Raw genomic sequence first — 20,171 nt, 5'->3', positions numbered from 1 at the left:
GGCGCCAATCCCTAACACCCCCCCCCCCCCGGGGGGGGCCCCCCGCCGCCCCCCCCGGGCCGCCCGCCACCAGGACCGGACGCGGCGGTGCCGACAACGTGGGCAGCCGCTGCTTGAGCCGGACCGGTCGGTGGAAGTCCAGAATCGGCCACCCGCGGGTGAGCGCCTCGCGGCGCAGCGCCCGGTCCGGGTTCACGGCGTGCGGGTGCCCGACGGCCTGGAGCATCGGCAGGTCGGTCGCCGAATCGCTGTAGGCGTAACACCGGTCGAGGTCGTACCCCTCGGACTCGGCCAGCTCCTTGATCGCCTCGGCCTTGGTGGGGCCGTACGCGTAGTACTCCACTTCTCCGGTGAAGCAGCCGTCGTCGCCCACGACCATGCGGGTGGCCACCACCCGGTCGGCGCCGAGCAGTTCGCCGATCGGCTCGACCACCTCGGCACCCGACGTGGACACGATCACGACGTCACGGCCGGCCATGTGATGCTCCTCGATGAGGGAGGCGGCCTCGTCGTAGATGATCGGGTCGATCAGGTCGTGCAGGGTCTCGGCGACGATCTCCTTGACCTGCTGGACGTTCCAGCCGCGGCACAGGGTCGACAGGTACTCGCGCATACGCTCCATCTGGTCGTGGTCCATGCCGCCTACCAGGAAGACGAACTGCGCGTATGCGGTACGCAGCGCGGCTCTGCGGTTGATCAGTCCGCCTTGGTAGAACGACTTGCTGAAGGTGAGCGTGCTCGACTTCGCAATGACCGTCTTGTCCAGGTCAAAGAAGGCCGCTGTGCGGGGCGAGGAGTGGTTTTCCACGTCCCTGAGCATAGGCGCCCACCATTCGGCGTAAGGTGGGGTGTGTGGGTTTGCCTGAGAGGGCTCTCGGGTACACCATGGAAGTCACGGATCGTTCGCGACCGTGCTAACCCGGTCCGACTCCTCCCCCCCCGAGTCGGCCGTGGGGACGACCCCCGCTCTCCCCCCCGGCGGGGGTCGTCGCATGTCCGGGTGGGTTTTCCTCTTCTTTCAGCGGTCTCGGGGCCGTGGCGGGGCGGCGTAAGCCGCCCTTTCGGCATGCCCATGATCCATTACTAACGGTAGTCACGAGTGTGCGCTGCGGAAGTCGCAGGCCACTCGTGCACAGGTCACTGGTATGGGTGGCGGCGATATTCACAACCGCTGAAGTTGTCCACAGTTTTCGACCAAGATCCACATTATTTCCGGGATCGCTGCACCGTGATTCCAGCGCGCTCCGCCCGCCGCGAGTTCACGGCCGGTTCCGTTTGTCGGCGCGCGTTCGGCCGGTTCGTATCGGCCGTTCATATGAAGGCCGGTTGCCGGTTCTTCACACGTTCGGGAATCGCGGGGCCGCATCGGGCCGCGCGGAGATGCAGCGAAGGGGGAGCACACATGGCCGGAACCGTCACCCACGATCCACCGCCCGCCGCCGGAGGCCGCCCGGGGCAGCCGCTGATTGTCACCGAGGACGCCGAACTCCTCGATGATCTGCTGCGCCTGTGCGCGGCGGCAGGCGCCACACCCGAGGTCCACCACGGGGTGCCGGAGCGCAGAGGCAGCTGGGAGGCGGCGCCGCTGGTCCTGGTCGGTGATGATGCCGCGCGGCGCGTGCGCGGGGCCGCGCGCCGACGCGGAGTGGTGCTGGTCGGCCGGGACCAGGACGACTCCGGAGTCTGGAAGCGGGCCGTCCAGATCGGCGCTGATCACGTTCTGATGCTTCCTGATGGCGAGGGGTGGCTGGTCGACCGCATCGCCGACGTCGCCGAGGGCGTCGGACGGCCCGCGCTCACCGTCGGCGTCATCGGAGGCCGGGGCGGTGCCGGAGCCTCCACGCTCGCGTGCGCGCTCGCTGTCACCTCCGCGCGCGAGGGACTGCGCACCCTGCTCGTGGACGCGGATCCGCTCGGCGGCGGACTTGACGTACTCCTCGGCGGTGAGATGGCCGAAGGACTGCGCTGGCCCGCCTTCGCCGCCTCGCGCGGCCGGGTCGGTGGCGGCGCCCTGGAGGAGTCCCTGCCACGGCTGCACTCCCTCAGCGTGCTCAGCTGGGACCGTGGCGACTGCGTCGCCGTACCACCGCAGGCCGTGCGGGCGGTACTCGCCGCCGCCCGGCGGCGCGGCGGCACGGTCGTCGTCGATCTGCCCAGGCGACTGGACGACGGGGTCGCCGAAGTCCTCGCCCAGCTCGACCTCGCGCTCCTCGTCGTCCCCGCCGAACTGCGCGCAGTCGCGGCGGCCGGACGGGTGGCTTCCGCCGTCGGCATGGTCCTGCGCGACCTGCGGGTCGCGGTACGCGGGCCGTACACGCCCGGATTGGACGACCGTGAGGTGGCCCGCCTGCTCGGCCTCCCACTGGCCGGTGAAGTGCCCGTCGAATCGGGACTGCTGCGCCCGCACCACAGCGGGAAACCGCCTGGTACGGCCGGTCGGGGACCTCTGGCCCGGTTCTGCAAGGACTTCTGGGAGCGCACGCTGGTCGAGGCGGGTGGCACATGAGGGCGATTTCCGGCCTTGAACCGGCGGACGGCGCGCGACTGCTCGACGGTGTGCGGCGCCGACTGGCCGAGAGCGGCGCCGAGCCGACACCCGCGCGCGTGGCGCAGGCGCTGCGCGAACAGGGACGGGTGCTCGGCGACGCCGAAGTCCTCGGCGCGGCTGCCCTGTTGCGCTCCGAACTGGTCGGCAGCGGCCCCTTGGAACCGCTGCTCGCCGACCCGTCGGTCACCGATGTCCTGGTGTCGGCCCCGGACCGGGTGTGGGTGGACCGGGCCGGCGGCCTGGAGCTGACCCCGGTGACCTTTTCGGACGCGGCGGCGGTACGACGCCTCGCGCAGCGGCTGGCCGCCGTGGCCGGACGCCGACTGGACGACGCGCGGCCCTGGGTCGACGCCCGGCTGCCTGATGGAACCCGGCTGCACGCGGTGCTACCCCCGGTCGCCGGCGGCTGCACCTGCCTGTCGCTGCGGGTCGTACGGCCCCGAGCGTTCACCCTCGACGAACTCGTGGCGGCGGGCACGGTGCCGCCCGGCGGGGACCGGATCCTGCGGGCGCTGCTCCGGGCGCGGCTGTCCTTCCTGATCAGCGGCGGGACGGGAAGCGGGAAAACTACCCTGCTCAGCGCCCTGCTCGGGCTGGTCGGGCCCGGCGAGCGGATCGTGCTCGCCGAGGACTCGGCGGAGCTGCGGCCGGACCATCCGCACGTCGTACGGCTGGAGACCAGACCCGCCAACCAGGAGGGCGCGGGCCTGGTCACCCTTGAGGACCTGGTGCGCCAGGCGCTGCGGATGCGCCCGGACCGGCTGGTCGTGGGCGAGGTGCGCGGCCCCGAGGTCGTGCATCTGCTGGCCGCCCTCAACACCGGGCACGAGGGCGGGTGCGGAACCGTCCACGCCAATGCTGCCGCGGACGTCCCGGCCCGGCTGGAGGCCCTGGGCACCGCCGCCGGGCTCGACCGGGCCGCCCTGCACAGTCAGCTGGCGGCCGCGCTGTCGGTGGTGCTGCACCTGGTCCGGGACCGGACCGGACGCCGACGGATCGCCGAAGTGCATGTCCTGGAGCGGGATCCCGCGGGCTTGGTGCGGACGGTTCCGGCACTGCGCTGGAACCCACGGGCATTCGTGCGGGAGCGCGGATGGGAGCGGCTGCGCGGACTGCTCCGTGGTGACGGAAGCGAAGAGAGCTGTGGGGGTGATGAGAGTGATGGGTGAGATGCCGACGGGGGCTGTGGGGTTGTGCGTCGCGGCGGCTGTGTGGCTGCTCGGCGAGCGGCACCGCGGTGCGCGGCGGGCGCGGCTGCTGCTCGCGGGCGGCGGCGCTGTCGGGACGGGGCCACCCTGGTGGGGCCTGGCGACGGGCGAACTGCGGCGCCTGCGTGGCCGGTTGCGGGGCGAATGGTGTGCCCTCGGCATCGGGCTGGTGCTCGCGCTGTTGGGTTCCTCGGTGATTCCGGCCGTCGCGGGGGCGGCCGGGGTGCCCGTGCTGCGCCGGATGCGGTTGGCCAGGGCGGCCCGGCGGGCCCGGGAGCGGCGAGCGGAGACGGTGATCGCCCTGTGCGGGGCGCTCGCCGGGGAGGTGCGCGCCGGACAGCAGCCGGGACAGGCACTGCTGTGCGCCGCGCGTGACTCCGGCGGGCTCGGGGACGCGCAGGCCGCGGTCCTCGCGGCGGCCCGGTTCGGCGGGGACGTATCGGGCGCGCTCGCCGCGGCGGCCCGGCAGCCGGGTGCCGAGGGGCTGCTGGGGCTCGCGGCGTGCTGGCGGGTGGCCGTGGACCAGGGCGCCGGGCTCGCGGCGGGTCTCGACCGGCTCGACGCGGCTCTGCGTGCCGAGCGGGACCAGCGTGCTGATGTGCGCGCCCAGTTGGCGGGCGCCCGGGCGACGGCCGTGATGCTCGCGGCCCTGCCCGTCCTCGGGCTCCTGCTGGGTACGGCCATGGGCGCCGACCCCCTGCGCGTGCTGCTGCACACCGGTGCGGGGCTGGGCTGCCTGGTGATCGGTGCACTGTTCGAGGCCGCCGGGCTGTGGTGGGCGGCGCGGATCGTACGGGGAGCGGAGGCGGCATGAGTGGGGAAGTTGTCCACAGGCTGGGGGTGGCCGCCGGGGCGGCGCTGGCCCTCCACTGGCTGGTACGGCAGCTGGCGGTGCGCCGGCGCGAGCGCCGGGTGCGCGGAAGGCTGGCCGAGTTGTTGACGCCCCGGGCGTCGGCCACACGGGCGCCTGGCTCGCAGAGATCTGGCGGGCGGCCCGCCTTCGAGGTGCGCGCCGTCGTACGGCGGTGGCTGCCGTGGGCCGGTGCGGTGTGCGCTGGTTGGGTGCTGGTCGGCGGGGTCGCTGGGGCCGCGGTGGGGCTGGGCGTGGGCGCGGCGCTGTGGCGGTGGCGGCGTCGGCAGCGGGCCGCGGACCGGGCGGGGGAGGCCGATGCCGCCGAGGTGGCTCGTCAACTGCCGCTCGCGGCGGACCTCCTGGCGGCCTGTATCGCGGCCGGTGCCCGTCCGGCGATCGCCGCCCAGGCCGTCGGCGAGGCTCTCGCGGGGCCCGTGGGGGAAGGGCTCGCCCGGGGTGCGGCGGAGGTGCGGCTGGGCGGCGAACCGGCCGAGGCATGGCGGCGGTTGGCGGTGCTGCCGGGTGCCCGGCCGCTGGCTCGGCTGCTGGAGCGGGCCGACGAGTCCGGGCTGCCCGCCGCGGGTCCCGCCGCCCGGCTTGCCGCGGACGCCCGCGCGCAGTGGGCGCGTACCGCGACGGCGCGGGCCCGCCGGGCGGCCGTCATGGTCACCGCGCCGGTGGGGCTGTGCTTCCTGCCCGCCTTCATCACCGTCGGCGTTGTGCCCGTGGTGATCGGGCTGGCTCAGGGAGTGGTGCGAGGGGGTGGTGGGTGACGAGGTGAGACGACGGTGTGGTGACGGCGACGGCCGATGCCACTGGCAGGTCCTGCCGGACCGGCAGGGCCGGCACGACTGGCAGGGTCGGCACGACTGGCAAGGCCGACAAGGTCGACAAGGTCGACAAAGGTGATAAGGCCGACAAGGCTGAAGGGCAAGGGAGTTGAGATGAACGTGAAGGTCAAGAAGATGTGGGCGCGGCTGCGAGTGACGCGGTCCCGGGACTCGGGGATGGTGACCTCCGAGTACGCGATGGGGATCGTCGCGGCGGTGGGGTTCGCGCTGTTGCTCTACGAGGTGGTGACGAGCGGCCAGGTTCGCGCGGAACTGCAGGCCATCGTGAAGCGAGCTCTCAGTGCGCGGATGTGAGCGGGCGGAGAAGCGCGATGCGGGGTTCGTGACGGCGGAGGCGGCCGTGGTGCTGCCCGTGCTGGTGGCGTTCACGATGGCGCTGGTCTGGGGGCTGTTCGTGGTGGCGGCGCAGATCCAGTGCGTGGACGCGGCCAGGACGGGTGCGCGGGCGGCGGCCCGGCAGGATCCCGCCGACGCGGTCGTGGAGATCACCCGTGCGGCGGCACCGGGTGGGGCGAACGTCACGGTCGCCCGCGAGGGGAACCAGGTGCGCGTCACGGTCGTGGCGAGGCCGTCGTTGCTCGGTGCGCTGCCCCTGGAGGTGCGGGAGGAGGCCGTGGCGGCAGCGGAGGAGACGGTGGGGGCACCGCCGACGGGGGAGGTGAGCCCATGAAGGGCCGCTTGTCGGAGCGCTTCCTGTGCTGCGTCCGAGACCGGTCGCCCGGATGGCGTCGCGGTTGGCCCTCGGGCCGTCTCAACCGGCTCCCCCGGTGGCTTCGGGGCTGGTTCTCAGGCCGTCCTACCGGGCAGCGGCGGGGTCGGTTCTCGGGCTGTCTCCCCGGATGGCCTCGGAGGCGGTTCTCGGGCTGTCTCCCTGGATGGCCCCCGAGGCGGTTCCCGGATCGCTCCGCCGGGTGGGGCTCCGCGAGGTTTTCGGACCAGGGGTCCGCCACCGTGTGGAGTGTCGGGGCGATCGCCGTCCTGTGTGTGGTGTTCGGTGTCGTGCTCGCCCTGGGGCAGGCCGTCGTGGTCCGGCATCGGGCGGCGGGCGGCGCGGATCTCGCGGCACTCGCCGCGGCGGACCACTGGGCCGAGGGCACGGCGGCGGCCTGCGCTCGGGCCGAGCGGGTGGCGGGAGCACAGGGCACGCGGTTGGTGCGGTGCGCGATCGTGGGGGAGATCTCGGACGTCACCGCGGCGGCCGGTGGCGGGCCGTTCGCGGCGGAGATCAGGGCGCGGGCCGGTCCTGCGGGACCGCTTCCGCAGGACCCGCTGCCCGCGCCCCCGTCGTCCTTTGCGCCGACCTTGGCCGAGGTTTTCCACCGGGAACCGGTGTCCGCTCAGGCGCTTCCTCGGCCCCTGGCGTCTCCTCGGACTCCGGCGACCCCTGAGACGCCGACACCCGCACGGACTCCGGCGTCTCCTCGGCTCCCGGCGCCTGTTCCGGCCCCGGAGTCCGTCCGGTCCCCGGCGCCTGCCCAGCCCCCGGCTCCCGCGCAGCACCCCGCAGGAGGGCCGTGAGGAGTCGCACCGCTCCTCTCTTGTGCAAGGGCTCGTTCCCGTTGCCGCACTTGGGGGACTGGACGCAGGACGGGCAGCCGGCCTCGCACTCACACGCGGCGATGGCCTCGCGGGTGGCGGCGAGCCAGTCGCGGGCGGTGTGGAAGGCGCGTTCCGCGAAGCCCGCGCCGCCCGGGTGGCCGTCGTACACGAAGACCGTCGGCAGGAGCGTGTCGGGGTGCAGCGGGACCGAGACGCCCCCGATGTCCCAGCGGTCGCAGGTGGCGAAGAGCGGCAGCATGCCGATCGAGGCGTGCTCGGCGGCGTGCAGGGAGCCGCCGAGGATCTCCGGGTTGATCCGGGCCTCGTCCAGCTGGTCCTCAGTGACCGTCCACCACACCGCGCGCGTCCGCAGCGTACGAGGAGGGAGGTCGAGCTTCGACTCGCCCAGCACTTCACCGGTGATGACACGTCGACGCAGGAAGGAGACGACCTGGTTGGTGACCTCGACGGAGCCGTAGCAGAGCCGGCCCGCGCCCCAGGGGACCTCGATGTCCGTCTCCAGGACGGAGATCGACGTGGTGTCGCGGGCGACCGTCGAGTACGGCGGGTCCGCCTGCTCGACCAGGGCGACCGAGTCCTCCAGGTCGAGCGAGCGCACCAGGTAGGTGCGGCCCTGGTGCAGATGGACCGCGCCCTCGTGCACGGTCGAGTGCGCGGCGCCCGCGTCCACGGTGCCCAGCAGGCGTCCCGTCCCGGTCTCCACGACCTGCACCGGCCTGCCGTCCGCGCCGCGGATGTCGGTCAGCTCGGCGGCCCGCTCCCGGCGCGTCCAGTGCCAGGCCGTGGTCCGTCGGCGCAGCAGCTTCGCGGCTTCCAGCTGCGGCAGCAGCTCCGCGCAGGCGGGGCCGAACAACTCCAGGTCCTCGTCGGTGAGCGGGATCTCCGCGGCGGCCGCGCACAGGTGCGGGGCGAGGACGTAGGGGTTGTCGGGGTCGAGGACCGTGGACTCCACGGGCTGGTCGAACAGGGCCTCGGGGTGGTGCACGAGGAAGGTGTCCAGCGGGTCGTCGCGGGCGACCAGCACCGCCAGAGCGCCTTGGCCGGAGCGTCCGGCGCGGCCCGCCTGCTGCCACAGGGACGCGCGCGTGCCCGGGTATCCGGCGATCACCACGGCGTCCAGCCCGGAGATGTCGACGCCGAGTTCCAGGGCGGTCGTCGCGGCCAGACCCAGCAACTCGCCGGAGTGCAGGGCGCGTTCCAGGGCGCGGCGTTCCTCGGGCAGGTAGCCGCCCCGGTAGGCCGCCACACGCCGGGGCAGGGAGCGGTCGACCTCGGCCAGGCGCTCCTGGGCGATCACCGAGATCAGCTCGGCGCCGCGCCGGGAGCGGACGAAGGCGACCGAGCGCACGCCCTGCACGGTGAGGTCGGTCAGCAGGTCGGCGGTCTCGGCGGTGGCGGTGCGGCGGACGGGCGCGCCCTTCTCGCCGTGCAACTCGGTGAGCGGGGGCTCCCAGAGGGCGAACACGAGTTCCCCTCGGGGTGAGGCATCGTCGGCGACCTCGACGACCGGCAGGCCCGTCAGCCGGCGGGCCGCCACGGAGGGTTCCGCGGCGGTCGCGGAGGCCAGCAGGAAGACGGGGGAGGCGCCGTAGCGGGCGCAGAGGCGGCGCAGTCGGCGCAGCACCTGGGCGACGTGCGAGCCGAAGACCCCCCGGTAGGTGTGGCACTCGTCGACGACGACGTACTTGAGGGACTTCAGGAAGGAGGACCAGCGGGGGTGCGAGGGCAATATGCCCCGGTGCAGCATGTCCGGGTTGGTGAGGACGTAGTTCGCGTACTGGCGGATCCACTCGCGTTCCTCGAACGGCGTGTCGCCGTCGTACACGGCGGGACGCACCGCGCTGCCGAGCGGTTGTGAAAGTTCCTTCACCGATCTGCACTGGTCCGCCGCGAGGGCCTTCGTGGGGGCCAGGTACAGCGTGGTGCTGCCGCGGCCGTTCGGGGCCTCGGAGCCGTCCAGGAGGGCCGACAGGACCGGCACCAGGTACGCAAGTGACTTGCCGGAGGCGGTGCCCGTGGAGACGATCACCGAGTCGCCGTCCAGGGCGTGCTCGGCGGCCAGGGCCTGGTGGGCCCAGGGGTGGTCGATGCCCGCTGCCTGCACGGCCGCGACGACCTCCGCGCGGATCCGGTCGGGCCAGACGGCATGGCGTCCCGCGCGCGGGGGCAGGTGCTCCGTATGGGTGATGCGCGCAGACCGGCTCGGGCCCGAGGCGAGCCGGTGCAGAACCGTGCCCGGGGAGCGGGATGCGGCGTCCGTCGGGGATCGATCGGATCGGTGATTCTTGGCCATCGGCACCGAGTGTGTCACCGGCATGACGGACAATGGGGCCAAGGCGTCGTGCACGCCTGCCGGTAAGTGATTGAATGCCATCGCGGCTGGCGTGCGTCCCGGGGGCCGCAAGACTCTGTGTCCCGAGGGGCGACCGCTCGATAGCAAGGTGCTGGAGGATCCGTGGACCTGTCCCTGTCGACCCGTACCGTCGGCGATCGTACGGTCGTCGAGGTCGGTGGCGAAATCGACGTATATACCGCGCCCAAGCTGCGCGAGCAGCTGGTCGAGCTGGTGAACGACGGGAATTTCCACCTCGTCGTCGACATGGAGGGCGTGGACTTCCTCGACTCCACCGGGCTCGGCGTGCTGGTCGGCGGCCTGAAGCGGGTGCGTGCCCATGAGGGCTCCCTGCGCCTGGTCTGCAACCAGGAGCGCATTCTCAAGATCTTCCGCATCACCGGCCTCACCAAGGTGTTCCCGATCCACACCTCGGTCGAGGAAGCGGTGGCGGCCACCGACTGACCCCGGTCCGTCGACCGGATTCGGGCCGTCGACCGACCCGAGCCGTCGTAGGAGCGCGTCCCGGGCCGATGGGCCCGGGACGAAGAAGTTGATCAGGGGGGTCGGGGCTTTCGGCGGCCCGGCCCCCCGACCGCACGCCCGAAGTTCCGAGGGGGATGCATGGCCACCGTTGAACTCCGCTTCAGCGCGCTGCCCGAGCACGTCCGGACCGCCCGACTGGTGGCGGCAGCGGTGGCGCGCAGGGCCGGGGTGGACGAGGCCGTACTCGACGAGGTCCGGCTCGCCGTGGGCGAGGCATGCTCCCGCGCCGTCGGGCTGCACCAGAGTTCCGGCATCACCGCGCCGGTGAAGGTGGTGCTGATCGAGGAGGAGAAGCAGTTCTCCATCGAGGTCGGTGACGAGGCGCCCCGTTCGGCCCCGGGCGACCGGGCGCCCGGCGGATCCGCCCACGACGCGGAAGCGGAGGCCGAGGAGGACGAGATGGGCCTCGCGGTCATCAGCGGCCTCGTCGACGACGTGGAGGTGACCGCCGGGGAACACGGCGGGCTGATCCGTATGACCTGGCCGACCACGCCGCCGGCGGCCGCGCTCGCCTGAGAGGCGTTCGAGAGACGTCTGAGACGCGTCTGAGAGGCGTTCCGTACCGTCGGCGTCGACACCCTGGCATCAGCCGCGCGATCACGTGCCACCGGCACCCCAGCCGTGCGATCGCGTCGCGTACCACCGACGCCGCCCGTGCCGTACACCCCATCGGCGTCACTCTCCAGGGCCCTGCTGAGCAGGGCCCTTCGTGTTATTGTCCGCCGGGCCGCCCGGAATTCGTGAAGGAATTCACGATCAATCACCCGATAATTTGATCAAGCGTCAATGCGGGCGTCAATGCTTTTGGGGCATTACCGCTTTCGGGTTCCGTGGCGTGGCGTCGATCATTTGCTGAGGAGCGGGCGAAGGCTAATTCCGTTTACCGCGCTCTGTTTTGATCAGGTTCAGGTACCTACAATCCGTCCACATCTTGAGCTCAGCCCAAGCGTCAAGGAGGACGAATGGCGGGGCTTTCTACCCCTCATCAGTTGGGTCAACCCACAACCTTCGCAGCCGCAGTCCTGACCGACAGCAACCGTGTCCTGGTGGCGGTCTTCGTGGCCGTCGCACTGGCCGCGCTCGTGGTAGCCGGGATCCTGGTGCGCCAGGTACTTGCGGCCGGCGAGGGCACCGACAGCATGAAGAAGATCGCGGCGGCGGTCCAGGAAGGCGCCAACGCCTATCTGGCCCGGCAGTTGCGCACGCTCGGCGTATTCGCCGTCATCGTGTTCTTCCTGCTCATGCTGCTGCCCGCGGACGACTGGAATCAGCGTGCCGGACGCTCGGTGTTCTTCCTGATCGGCGCGGCGTTCTCTGCGGCCACCGGCTATATCGGCATGTGGCTGGCCGTACGCAGCAATGTGCGCGTCGCCGCGGCGGCCCGGGAAGCGACACCGGCGCAGGGAGAGCCGGAAAAGGACCTCACCACCGTTTCGCACAAGGCCATGAAGATCGCTTTTCGCACGGGCGGTGTCGTCGGCATGTTCACGGTGGGGCTCGGCCTGCTGGGCGCCTCCTGTGTCGTGCTGGTGTACGCGGCCGACGCGCCGAAGGTGCTGGAGGGCTTCGGCCTCGGCGCCGCCCTGATCGCCATGTTCATGCGTGTCGGTGGCGGCATCTTCACCAAGGCCGCCGACGTCGGCGCCGACCTGGTCGGCAAGGTCGAGCAGGGCATTCCGGAGGACGATCCGCGCAATGCCGCGACCATCGCCGACAATGTGGGCGACAACGTCGGCGACTGCGCGGGCATGGCGGCCGACCTGTTCGAGTCGTACGCCGTGACCCTGGTCGCCGCGCTGATCCTCGGCAAGGCGGCGTTCGGCGACTCCGGGCTCGCCTTCCCGCTGCTGGTGCCGGCCATCGGTGTGATCACCGCCATGATCGGCATCTTCGCGGTCGCCCCGCGCCGGGCCGACCGCAGCGGCATGTCCGCGATCAATCGCGGCTTCTTCATCTCGGCGGTGATCTCGCTCGCCCTCGTGGCAGTGGCGGTCTTCGTCTATCTGCCCGGGAAATACTCGGACCTCAGCGGCGTCACGGACGCGGCGATCAGCGGCAAGGACGGCGATCCACGGATCCTCGCCCTGGTCGCGGTGGCGATCGGCATCCTGCTCGCCGCGGTGATCCAGCAGCTCACCGGCTACTTCACCGAGACCACGCGCCGCCCCGTGCGCGACATCGGCAAGACCTCGCTCACCGGTCCGGCCACCGTCGTGCTCGCAGGCATCTCGATCGGTCTGGAATCGGCCGTCTACACCGCGCTGCTGATCGGTCTCGGCGTCTATGGGGCGTTCCTGCTCGGCGGCACGTCGATCATGCTGGCCCTGTTCGCGGTCGCGCTGGCCGGCACCGGTCTGCTCACCACCGTCGGCGTGATCGTCGCCATGGACACCTTCGGCCCGGTCTCCGACAACGCGCAGGGCATCGCCGAGATGTCCGGTGACGTCGAGGGCGCGGGCGCGCAGGTGCTCACCAACCTGGACGCGGTCGGCAACACCACCAAGGCCATCACCAAGGGCATCGCGATCGCCACCGCGGTCCTCGCGGCCTCGGCACTGTTCGGGTCGTACCGCGACGCGATCACCACTGGGGCGCACGACGTCGGCGCGAAGCTCTCCGGGGCGGGCACGCCGATGACCCTGATGATGGACATCTCGCAGCCCAACAACCTCGTCGGCCTCATCGCGGGCGCCGCGGTCGTCTTCCTCTTCTCCGGGCTCGCCATCAACGCCGTGTCGCGGTCGGCGGGTGCTGTGGTGTTCGAGGTGCGCCGGCAGTTCCGCGAGAAGCCCGGGATCATGGACTTCAGTGAGAAGCCCGAGTACGGCAGGGTCGTCGACATCTGCACCAAGGACGCGCTGCGGGAGCTGGCCACGCCGGGTCTGCTCGCCGTGATGGCGCCCATCTTCATCGGCTTCACGCTCGGCGTCGGCGCGCTCGGCTCCTATCTGGCCGGCGCCATCGGCGCGGGCACGCTGATGGCCGTGTTCCTCGCCAACTCCGGCGGTGCCTGGGACAACGCCAAGAAGCTCGTGGAGGACGGCAACCACGGCGGCAAGGGCAGCGAGGCCCATGCGGCCACGGTGATCGGCGACACGGTCGGCGACCCCTTCAAGGACACCGCGGGGCCTGCGATCAACCCGCTGCTGAAGGTGATGAACCTGGTGTCGCTGCTGATCGCGCCGGCCATCATCAAGTTCTCCTACGGCAGCGACAAGAGCCTCGGCATGCGGATCCTGATCGCGATCCTCGCGCTCGTGGTCATCGTGGGTGCGGTGTACGTCTCCAAGCGGCGTGGCATCGCCGTGGGGGACGACGACGAGAACGCCGAGGGGGTGTCCGAGTCGGCCGATCCCGCGGTGGTTTCGTAGGGGTCCTACCGATTTCGCTCAACGGTCGGGCGGGTGGCGCGCATTGACGTGCCGCCCGCCCGCTTCGTGTCCACGCGCGCCCCTGCACCGTCCTGCACCGTGAGCCTTCTCTCGCTTGGATTCACTTGGAGTAAATGCCCTTAAAAGTGTTCTTAGCGGATGTTCGACGTGGGGGTGTGGGCGGTGTGGCGTGTAGGGTCCGGGGGCCGAGATGGAAGGGACCGATCCGGTGAACAAGAAGCTCGCGGCCGCACTGTCCGGCGGTGCGGTACTGGCGCTGGCGCTGACGGGATGCGGCGGCGACGACACCAACGAAAAGCTGGACGCCTGGGCCAAGCAGGTCTGCGACGCGGTGCAGCCGCAGGCCAAGAAGATCGCGGCCGCGAACACCGCGATCCAGAAGCAGACCTCGGACAACAGCGCGCCGACGGATGTACAGAAGACGGATGCGCAGTCCTTTCAGGACATGTCGGACGCCTATAAGGCGATCGGCGCCGCCGTCGGCTCGGCCGGGGCGCCCGCCGTCGACAACGGTGAGAAGAAGCAGCAGGACGCGGTCAAGGAACTGAACGCCATCTCGGCGCAGTACGCGTCCCTGAAGAAGCAGGTCGACGCGCTGGACACCAAAGATCAGGGGAAGTTCGCCGACGGCCTCAAGGACATCGCGACGGAGCTGTCCAAGCTGAGCAAGACCGGCAACGACGCGCTGAAGAACCTGGAAGAGGGCGATGTCGGCAAGGCGATGGCCAAGCAGGAGACCTGCAAGTCGGCGTCCGCGTCGGCCTCGCAGGCCGCGAGCTGATCCCGGGGCTGCGGCGGGGCTGACTCCGAGAGTGCTTGGGGCGGGGCCGACTCCGGAAGCGCATGGGTACGTGCGCCGCCCGCGTGAGCGGACACAATGGGACACGTGAGTAACGCCACCCTGTCCTCCCCGCCGTCCTCCGACCGCCCCGATGTCACCGCCCGGCTGCGCGAGGCCCTGCTCGACGCCTCCTTCACCGCCGACGGGCTGCTCGAACTGCTCGGCGCCCCGGCCTATGCGGCACTGGCCCGCAGCGAGACCGTGCCCGCGCTCCGGGCGACCCGCGGGGACACACCGCTGGAGACGCTCGTACGCCTGTTCCTGCTCCAGCAGCCCGTCCCGTACGCGCGCGTGGCGGACGTGCTGCCCGTCCCGGAGTGCCTGGAGAGCGGCTGGCTGGTGCGCACGGGTGGCGACGAGGTCGCCGCGACCGTGGATGTACGGCCGTACGGCGGTCCGGGCGGCGAGGACTGGTACATCGTGTCCGACCTCGGGTGCGCGGTCGGCGGAGCCGGCGGCATCGGGAACCGCGACGAGGGGGTCGTGCTCGGCGTCGGCGGCGCCTCCACCACGCTCGCCGGCATCACCGTCCGTACGCCCGTCGCCGCCGCGCTCGACCTCGGCACCGGCTCCGGGATCCAGGCCCTGCACGCCGCACAGCACGCCACGCGCGTGACGGCGACCGACGTCAACCCGCGCGCCCTGCACATCACCGCGCTGACCCTCGCCCTGTCCGGCGCCCCGGCCGCCGACCTGCGCGAGGGTTCGCTGTTCGAGCCGGTCAAGGAGGGGGAGACCTACGACCTGATCGTCTCGAACCCGCCCTTCGTGATCTCGCCTCGCGCTCGGCTTACCTACCGCGACGGCGGAATGGGCGGGGACGATCTGTGCCGCTCGCTCGTTCAGCAATCGGGGGAACGGCTGATCGTGGGCGGGTTCGCGCAGTTCCTCGCCAACTGGCAGCACGTGGAAGGGGAGGACTGGCAGGACAGGATCAGGTCGTGGGTGCCGCGCGGGTGTGACGCGTGGGTCGTGCAGCGTGAGCTACAGGACATCACGCAGTACGCCGAGCTGTGGCTGAGGGATGCTGGCGACCACCGTGGGGACCCCGCCGAGTACCAGGCACGGTACGACGCCTGGCTCGACGAGTTCGAGGCGCGCAAGGTCAAGGCGGTGGGGTTCGGGTGGATCACGCTGCGCAGAACGGCGGCCGTAGCGCCCTCCGTCATCGTGGAGGAATGGCCGCATCCGATCGAACAGCCGCTCGGCGAGGCGGTCCGGGCGCATTTCGCGCGCCTCGATTACCTCCGGGAGCATGACGACGCGGCGCTGCTCGACAGCCACTTCCGGCTCGTCGCCGAGGTCGTCCAGGAGCAGGTCGGCCTGCCCGGCGCCGAGGACCCGGAGCATGTCGTGCTGCGCCAGAACCGCGGGATGCGGCGCGCCACCAAGGTGGACACCGTCGGCGCCGGCTTCGCGGGCGTGTGCGACGGCACGCTGAGCGCGGGCCGCATCCTGGACGCCATCGCCCAGTTGATGGGCGAGGACCCGGTGGTCCTGCGCGATCGCACGCCGACACAGATCCGCCTCCTCGTAGAGCAGGGCTTCCTGGAACCGGCCGGCTGACGGCCCCGCTCCGGCCCTGGCCGGGACACCCTCACGAAGCCCGTGACCAGGCTCGCCTGCGGTGGGCCGGGGGTGGGATGCGCGTTGCGGTGGGGCTTGGGGCGGGGGGTGCGGTGCGGCGCGCTGGGGTGCCGGGTCCCGGTGCGGCGGACCGGTGGACCGGTGCATCGGAGTGCGCCTTGCGTGGAGGTGTTCGGGGACGCGTCGACCGCGGCGTATGACCGGGGACGCGCGCGTGGGTTGCGGCCGGGGTGCGCTCGCGACGGGAGGTGGCTCGGCCATGGCCCACGGTGGCAGGCGACCGCGAGCACGCCTGCGAGGGGCTTGGGTCGGGGCGCGCCTCTTGTGGGGATCGGGCTTGGGCGTACGGATGCGGCCGTGGTGCGACGCGAGCCGGGGCCGATCGGGGGCCGATCCGGGGTGCGAAGCGTTCCATGGCGCCTCCCCGACGGCGCCGTGCGACCGGCGGGTGCGCCTGCTGTGGGTTGGCGGCCCTTGGGGTATGCCCTCTCCCGAGCGGACCGGGCGCCCTGTGTGCCCCGGCCGCCATCGGTGCCCCGGCCCGCTTTCCGCGGCTCGCTGCCATCCATGAACCGTGCGCCCTCCGTGGCCGGGCGTCCGCTGTGACCCGCGTGTGCTCTGAAGTCCGCGCGCCCGCTGCTGCCCGACCGCCACGCCCGCTGCGGCCCGACCGCCCTCCGTGACCCATGCGCGCCCTCCGCGGCCCGTGCACGATCCAACGGCCCGACCGCGCCTCTCCACACCCCATGTGGCCTTCCACGCCCTGACCGCCCTCCACACCCCGGTCGTCATGCGTGCCCCCGCCGTCTGTGACCCATACGTCATTCGTAGCGGGAATCGGCCGGAACGATGTGGGCGGCCGGTTTGGGTGGGTGGGAGTCGGGCGCGTGCTCGAAGGATCGTCGACCGGGCGTTCACCTCGGATTCGTCCGCCCGCCGTCCGCGCGTGCCAGTCTCCCGGCGCTGGGTACGCACGGACGGAAGGAAAGGGGCGCGAGGAATCATGGAGAGCGGACCGGCGATCTTCGCGGGAGTGGTGTTCGCCCTGTTCGGGGGCGCTCTGCTGGCCTGGACCGGCACGCGGCTGCACCGTCGTGAGACGGTCGCCCACGGTGTGAGTCGGGTCGCATCGGCCACCCTCGCCGGCCTCGCTTCGGCGATCGCGCTAGGCCTCGGGACGTACTGCTTCACCCGCATCTGAGGGCGCCACGCCTGCTGTTCCGTGTGTAAGGGGAGCGTCACCCTCCGGGCATGGCCGCCCGGGTCGTCGAACGATCCGGGCGGCAGGAATGGCGGTAGTCGGGTTACCGTTCGAGTGGCCGTTGCGGGCTTTTCCCGTTTGACACGGGGGCGGGATGTACCGTCACACTCCGCAGCGTCACCACCACCCGACCCCGGGACGAAAGACCTGGGGAGGCCCCAGCGTCGACCGGAGAGAAGAGCGAAGTTGTCCCCGACCAGCGAGACCGCACAGGGCGGCCGCCGACTTGTCATCGTCGAGTCGCCTGCCAAGGCGAAGACGATCAAGGGCTATCTCGGCCCCGGCTACGTAGTCGAAGCGAGCGTCGGGCACATCCGCGACCTTCCCAACGGCGCCGCGGAGGTGCCGGACAAATACACCGGCGAGGTGCGCCGCCTCGGGGTGGACGTCGAGCATGACTTCCAGCCCATCTATGTGGTCAATGCCGACAAGAGGGCGCAGGTCAAGAAGCTCAAGGACCTGCTGAAGGACTCCGACGAACTCTTCCTCGCCACCGATGAGGATCGGGAGGGCGAGGCGATCGCCTGGCACCTCCAGGAGGTCCTCAAGCCGAAGATCCCGGTCAAGCGGATGGTCTTCCACGAGATCACCAAGGACGCGATCCGCGCGGCCGTCGCCAACCCGCGCCAGCTCAACCAGAAGCTGGTCGACGCCCAGGAGACCCGCCGCATCCTCGACCGCCTCTACGGCTACGAGGTCTCGCCGGTCCTGTGGAAGAAGGTCATGCCGCGCCTGTCGGCCGGCCGGGTCCAGTCCGTCGCCACCCGGCTGGTGGTCGAGCGGGAACGCGAGCGCATCGCGTTTCGTTCTGCTGAGTACTGGGACCTGACGGGCACCTTCTCCCCCACGGTCGGCTTCGCTCCCGCGGGGGGACCCCCATCCGGCCGCGCGGGGGATCGGTCGGACCCGTCGTCGCTCGTCGCCCGCCTGCAGAGCGTCGACGGCAGGCGGGTCGCACAGGGCCGCGACTTCGACTCCCTGGGACAACTCAAGAGCGCGAACACCCTCCACCTCGACGAGGCGAACGCCCGCGCCCTCGCCGTCGCCCTGGAGAACACCCGCTTCTCGGTCCGGTCCGTCGAGTCCAAGCCGTACCGCCGCTCGCCGTACGCCCCGTTCCGTACGACGACGCTGCAGCAGGAGGCCAGCCGCAAGCTCGGCTTCGGCGCGAAGGCGACCATGCAGATCGCGCAGAAGCTGTACGAGAACGGCTACATCACTTACATGCGTACGGACTCCACGACGCTGAGCGACACCGCGATCAGTGCCGCCCGTGCCCAGGTCACGCAGCTGTACGGCGCCGACTACCTGCCGTCCCAGCCGCGTACGTACGCCGGGAAGGTCAAGAACGCGCAGGAGGCGCACGAGGCGATCCGGCCCTCGGGAGATCGTTTCCGCACGCCCGCCGAGACCGGTCTGACCGGCGACCAGTTCAGGCTCTACGAGCTGATCTGGAAGAGGACGGTCGCCTCCCAGATGAAGGACGCGACCGGTAACAGCGTCACCGTGAAGATCTGTGGCACGGCCGCCGACGGGCGGGACGTCGAGTTCAGCGCGTCCGGCAAGACGATCACCTTCCACGGCTTCCTCAAGGCGTACGTCGAGGGCGCCGACGACCCGAACGCCGAGCTGGACGACCGCGAGCGCCGGCTGCCGCAGGTCGCCGAGGGCGACGCGTTGAGCGCCGAGGAGATCACGGTCGACGGGCACGCCACCAAGCCTCCGGCCCGCTACACCGAGGCCAGCCTGGTCAAGGAGCTGGAAGAGCGCGAGATCGGCCGCCCGTCGACGTATGCGTCGATCATCGGCACGATCCTCGACCGCGGCTACGTCTTCAAGAAGGGCACGGCCCTGGTGCCGTCCTTCCTGTCGTTCGCCGTGGTCAACCTCCTGGAGAAGCACTTCGGGCGGCTCGTCGACTACGACTTCACCGCCAAGATGGAGGACGACCTCGACCGCATCGCGGCCGGCGAGGCCCAGGCCGTGCCGTGGCTCAAGCGCTTCTACTTCGGCGAGGGCACGGCCACGGGCGGCGCCGCCGACGCCGGCAACGGCGACGGGGATCACCTCGGCGGCCTCAAGGAGCTGGTGACCGACCTGGGCGCGATCGACGCGCGCGAGGTGTCGTCGTTCCCCGTCGGCAACGACATCGTGCTGCGGGTCGGCCGCTACGGCCCGTACATCGAGCGTGGCGAGAAGGACACCGAGGAGCACCAGCGCGCCGACATCCCGCAGGACCTGGCGCCCGACGAGCTGGGCGTCGAACTGGCCGAGGAACTCCTCGCCAAGCCGAGCGGCGAGCGCCCTCTGGGCACCGATCCGGAGACCGGGCGTCCGATCGTCGCCAAGGACGGCCGCTACGGCCCGTACGTCACGGAGATCCTCCCCGAGGGCACCCCGAAGACGGGCAAGAACGCCGTCAAGCCGCGCACCGCCTCGCTCTTCAAGTCGATGTCGCTGGACACGGTGACGCTGGCGGACGCGCTGCGCCTGATGTCGCTGCCGCGGGTCGTCGGCACGGACGCGGACGGCGTGGAGATCACCGCGCAGAACGGGCGCTACGGGCCGTATCTGAAGAAGGGCACGGACTCGCGTTCGCTGCAGTCGGAGGACCAGCTCTTCACGATCACGTTGGCGGAGGCGGAGGCGATCTACGCCCAGCCCAAGCAGCGTGGCCGCGCCGCCGCCAAGCCCCCGCTGAAGGAACTCGGCGCGGACCCGGTCAGCGGCAAGCCGGTGGTCGTCAAGGACGGCCGCTTCGGACCGTACGTCACCGACGGGGAGACCAACGCGACCCTGCGCTCCGGCGACAGCGTCGAGACGATCACCCCGGAGCGCGGCTTCGAACTGCTCGCCGAGAAGCGGGCGAAGGGGCCCGCCAAGAAGACGGCGAAGAAGGCGCCCGCGAAGAAGGCCGCCCCGGCGAAGAAGACCGCCGCCAAGAAGACGGCTGCCAAGAAGACGACCGCCGCCGCGAAGAAGACCACGGCCAAGAAGACCACCGCGAAGAAGGCGACGGCTTCGAAGGCGGCTACGGAGGACTGAGGGCCACACCCGGCCGGGGCCGGGCCGCGTCCGGTCGGTCCGGTGGTCGGCCGCTCCATCAGATGTGCAGATTCCGGCAGGTCAGGTGTGCGGTGGCCGACCGGTCCTTCACGCATCGCGCACATCCGGTGCGCAAAGGGCACGCCC

General features: G+C 71.5%; 15 protein-coding genes and 1 pseudogene. 14 read left to right on the top strand and 2 right to left on the bottom strand.

All coding sequences use genetic code 11. The annotated features are described in order from the left end of the window. The coding region (locus ACWEKM_RS07765) for an HAD family hydrolase (protein WP_451620267.1) at positions 1-820 on the bottom strand (820 nt) is incomplete at its 3' end. 582 nt (positions 821-1,402) lie between these two features. Here ACWEKM_RS07765 and ssd point away from each other — a divergent pair. The 7 genes and pseudogenes from ssd to ACWEKM_RS07730 all read left to right on the top strand — a co-directional run. Continuing rightward, the gene (gene ssd / locus ACWEKM_RS07760; protein ID WP_451620266.1) at positions 1,403-2,506 is read left to right on the top strand and encodes a septum site-determining protein Ssd; all 1,104 of its coding nucleotides are present in this window, start codon (positions 1,403-1,405) and stop codon (positions 2,504-2,506) included. Then, entirely contained in the window at positions 2,503-3,717 is a 1,215-nt protein-coding gene (locus ACWEKM_RS07755; RefSeq protein ID WP_451620265.1) for a TadA family conjugal transfer-associated ATPase, read from the top strand. Before ssd ends, ACWEKM_RS07755 begins: the two co-directional genes overlap by 4 nt. Then, positions 3,701-4,570, top strand: a complete 870-nt coding sequence (locus tag ACWEKM_RS07750; RefSeq protein ID WP_451620264.1) for a type II secretion system F family protein — start codon at positions 3,701-3,703, stop codon at positions 4,568-4,570. The genes ACWEKM_RS07755 and ACWEKM_RS07750 overlap by 17 nt, the downstream gene beginning before the upstream one ends. Next, positions 4,567-5,382, top strand: coding sequence for a type II secretion system F family protein (locus ACWEKM_RS07745; protein ID WP_451620263.1), 816 nt, complete (start codon positions 4,567-4,569; stop codon positions 5,380-5,382). Before ACWEKM_RS07750 ends, ACWEKM_RS07745 begins: the two co-directional genes overlap by 4 nt. 171 nt (positions 5,383-5,553) lie before the next feature. Further along, positions 5,554-5,754: a DUF4244 domain-containing protein gene (locus ACWEKM_RS07740; protein ID WP_451620262.1), complete on the top strand. Its 201-nt coding sequence runs from the start codon at positions 5,554-5,556 to the stop codon at positions 5,752-5,754. A 28-nt stretch (positions 5,755-5,782) separates the two neighbouring features. Beyond that, complete coding sequence (locus ACWEKM_RS07735; RefSeq protein WP_451620261.1) at positions 5,783-6,130, top strand: TadE family type IV pilus minor pilin; 348 nt, start codon at positions 5,783-5,785, stop codon at positions 6,128-6,130. A 281-nt stretch (positions 6,131-6,411) separates the two neighbouring features. Continuing rightward, a pseudogene (locus tag ACWEKM_RS07730) lies at positions 6,412-6,747 on the top strand (Rv3654c family TadE-like protein); the annotation flags it as partial. On the opposite strand, the gene ACWEKM_RS07725 reads toward ACWEKM_RS07730, so the two are convergent. After that, positions 6,686-9,394 (bottom strand): DEAD/DEAH box helicase, encoded by a 2,709-nt coding sequence (locus ACWEKM_RS07725; RefSeq protein WP_451620260.1) that lies wholly within the window; start codon positions 9,392-9,394, stop codon positions 6,686-6,688. The pseudogene ACWEKM_RS07730 and the gene ACWEKM_RS07725 overlap by 62 nt on opposite strands. An 81-nt stretch (positions 9,395-9,475) precedes the next feature. Between ACWEKM_RS07725 and bldG the strand changes: the two genes are divergently transcribed. The 7 genes from bldG (at position 9,476) to topA (ending at position 20,024) form a co-directional block, all read left to right on the top strand. Beyond that, the gene (gene bldG / locus ACWEKM_RS07720; RefSeq protein ID WP_010986038.1) at positions 9,476-9,817 is read left to right on the top strand and encodes an anti-sigma factor antagonist BldG; all 342 of its coding nucleotides are present in this window, start codon (positions 9,476-9,478) and stop codon (positions 9,815-9,817) included. Positions 9,818-9,976: 159 nt separating this feature from the next. After that, a complete protein-coding gene (locus tag ACWEKM_RS07715; protein ID WP_451620259.1) occupies positions 9,977-10,414 on the top strand; it encodes an ATP-binding protein in 438 nt (145 codons plus the stop codon). A gap of 446 nt (positions 10,415-10,860) precedes the next feature. Beyond that, on the top strand, positions 10,861-13,269 hold the full coding sequence (locus ACWEKM_RS07710; protein WP_451620258.1) for a sodium-translocating pyrophosphatase: 2,409 nt from the start codon (positions 10,861-10,863) through the stop codon (positions 13,267-13,269). A 211-nt stretch (positions 13,270-13,480) separates the two neighbouring features. Further along, complete coding sequence (locus tag ACWEKM_RS07705) at positions 13,481-14,071, top strand: small secreted protein (protein ID WP_451620257.1); 591 nt, start codon at positions 13,481-13,483, stop codon at positions 14,069-14,071. Between the two features lie 96 nt (positions 14,072-14,167). Next, positions 14,168-15,697 carry a DUF7059 domain-containing protein gene (locus ACWEKM_RS07700; RefSeq protein ID WP_451620256.1) on the top strand — a complete coding sequence of 510 codons (1,530 nt, stop codon included), beginning with the start codon at positions 14,168-14,170 and terminating at the stop codon, positions 15,695-15,697. Positions 15,698-16,721: 1,024 nt separating this feature from the next. After that, on the top strand, positions 16,722-16,919 hold the full coding sequence (locus ACWEKM_RS07695; protein WP_451620255.1) for a hypothetical protein: 198 nt from the start codon (positions 16,722-16,724) through the stop codon (positions 16,917-16,919). Between the two features lie 246 nt (positions 16,920-17,165). Continuing rightward, on the top strand, positions 17,166-20,024 hold the full coding sequence (topA, locus tag ACWEKM_RS07690; RefSeq protein WP_451620254.1) for a type I DNA topoisomerase: 2,859 nt from the start codon (positions 17,166-17,168) through the stop codon (positions 20,022-20,024). Positions 20,025-20,171: the final 147 nt, after the last annotated feature.

This window comes from Streptomyces sp. NPDC004752, from assembly GCF_053601275.1.
This window is presented reverse-complemented; position numbering and strand designations above follow the sequence as displayed.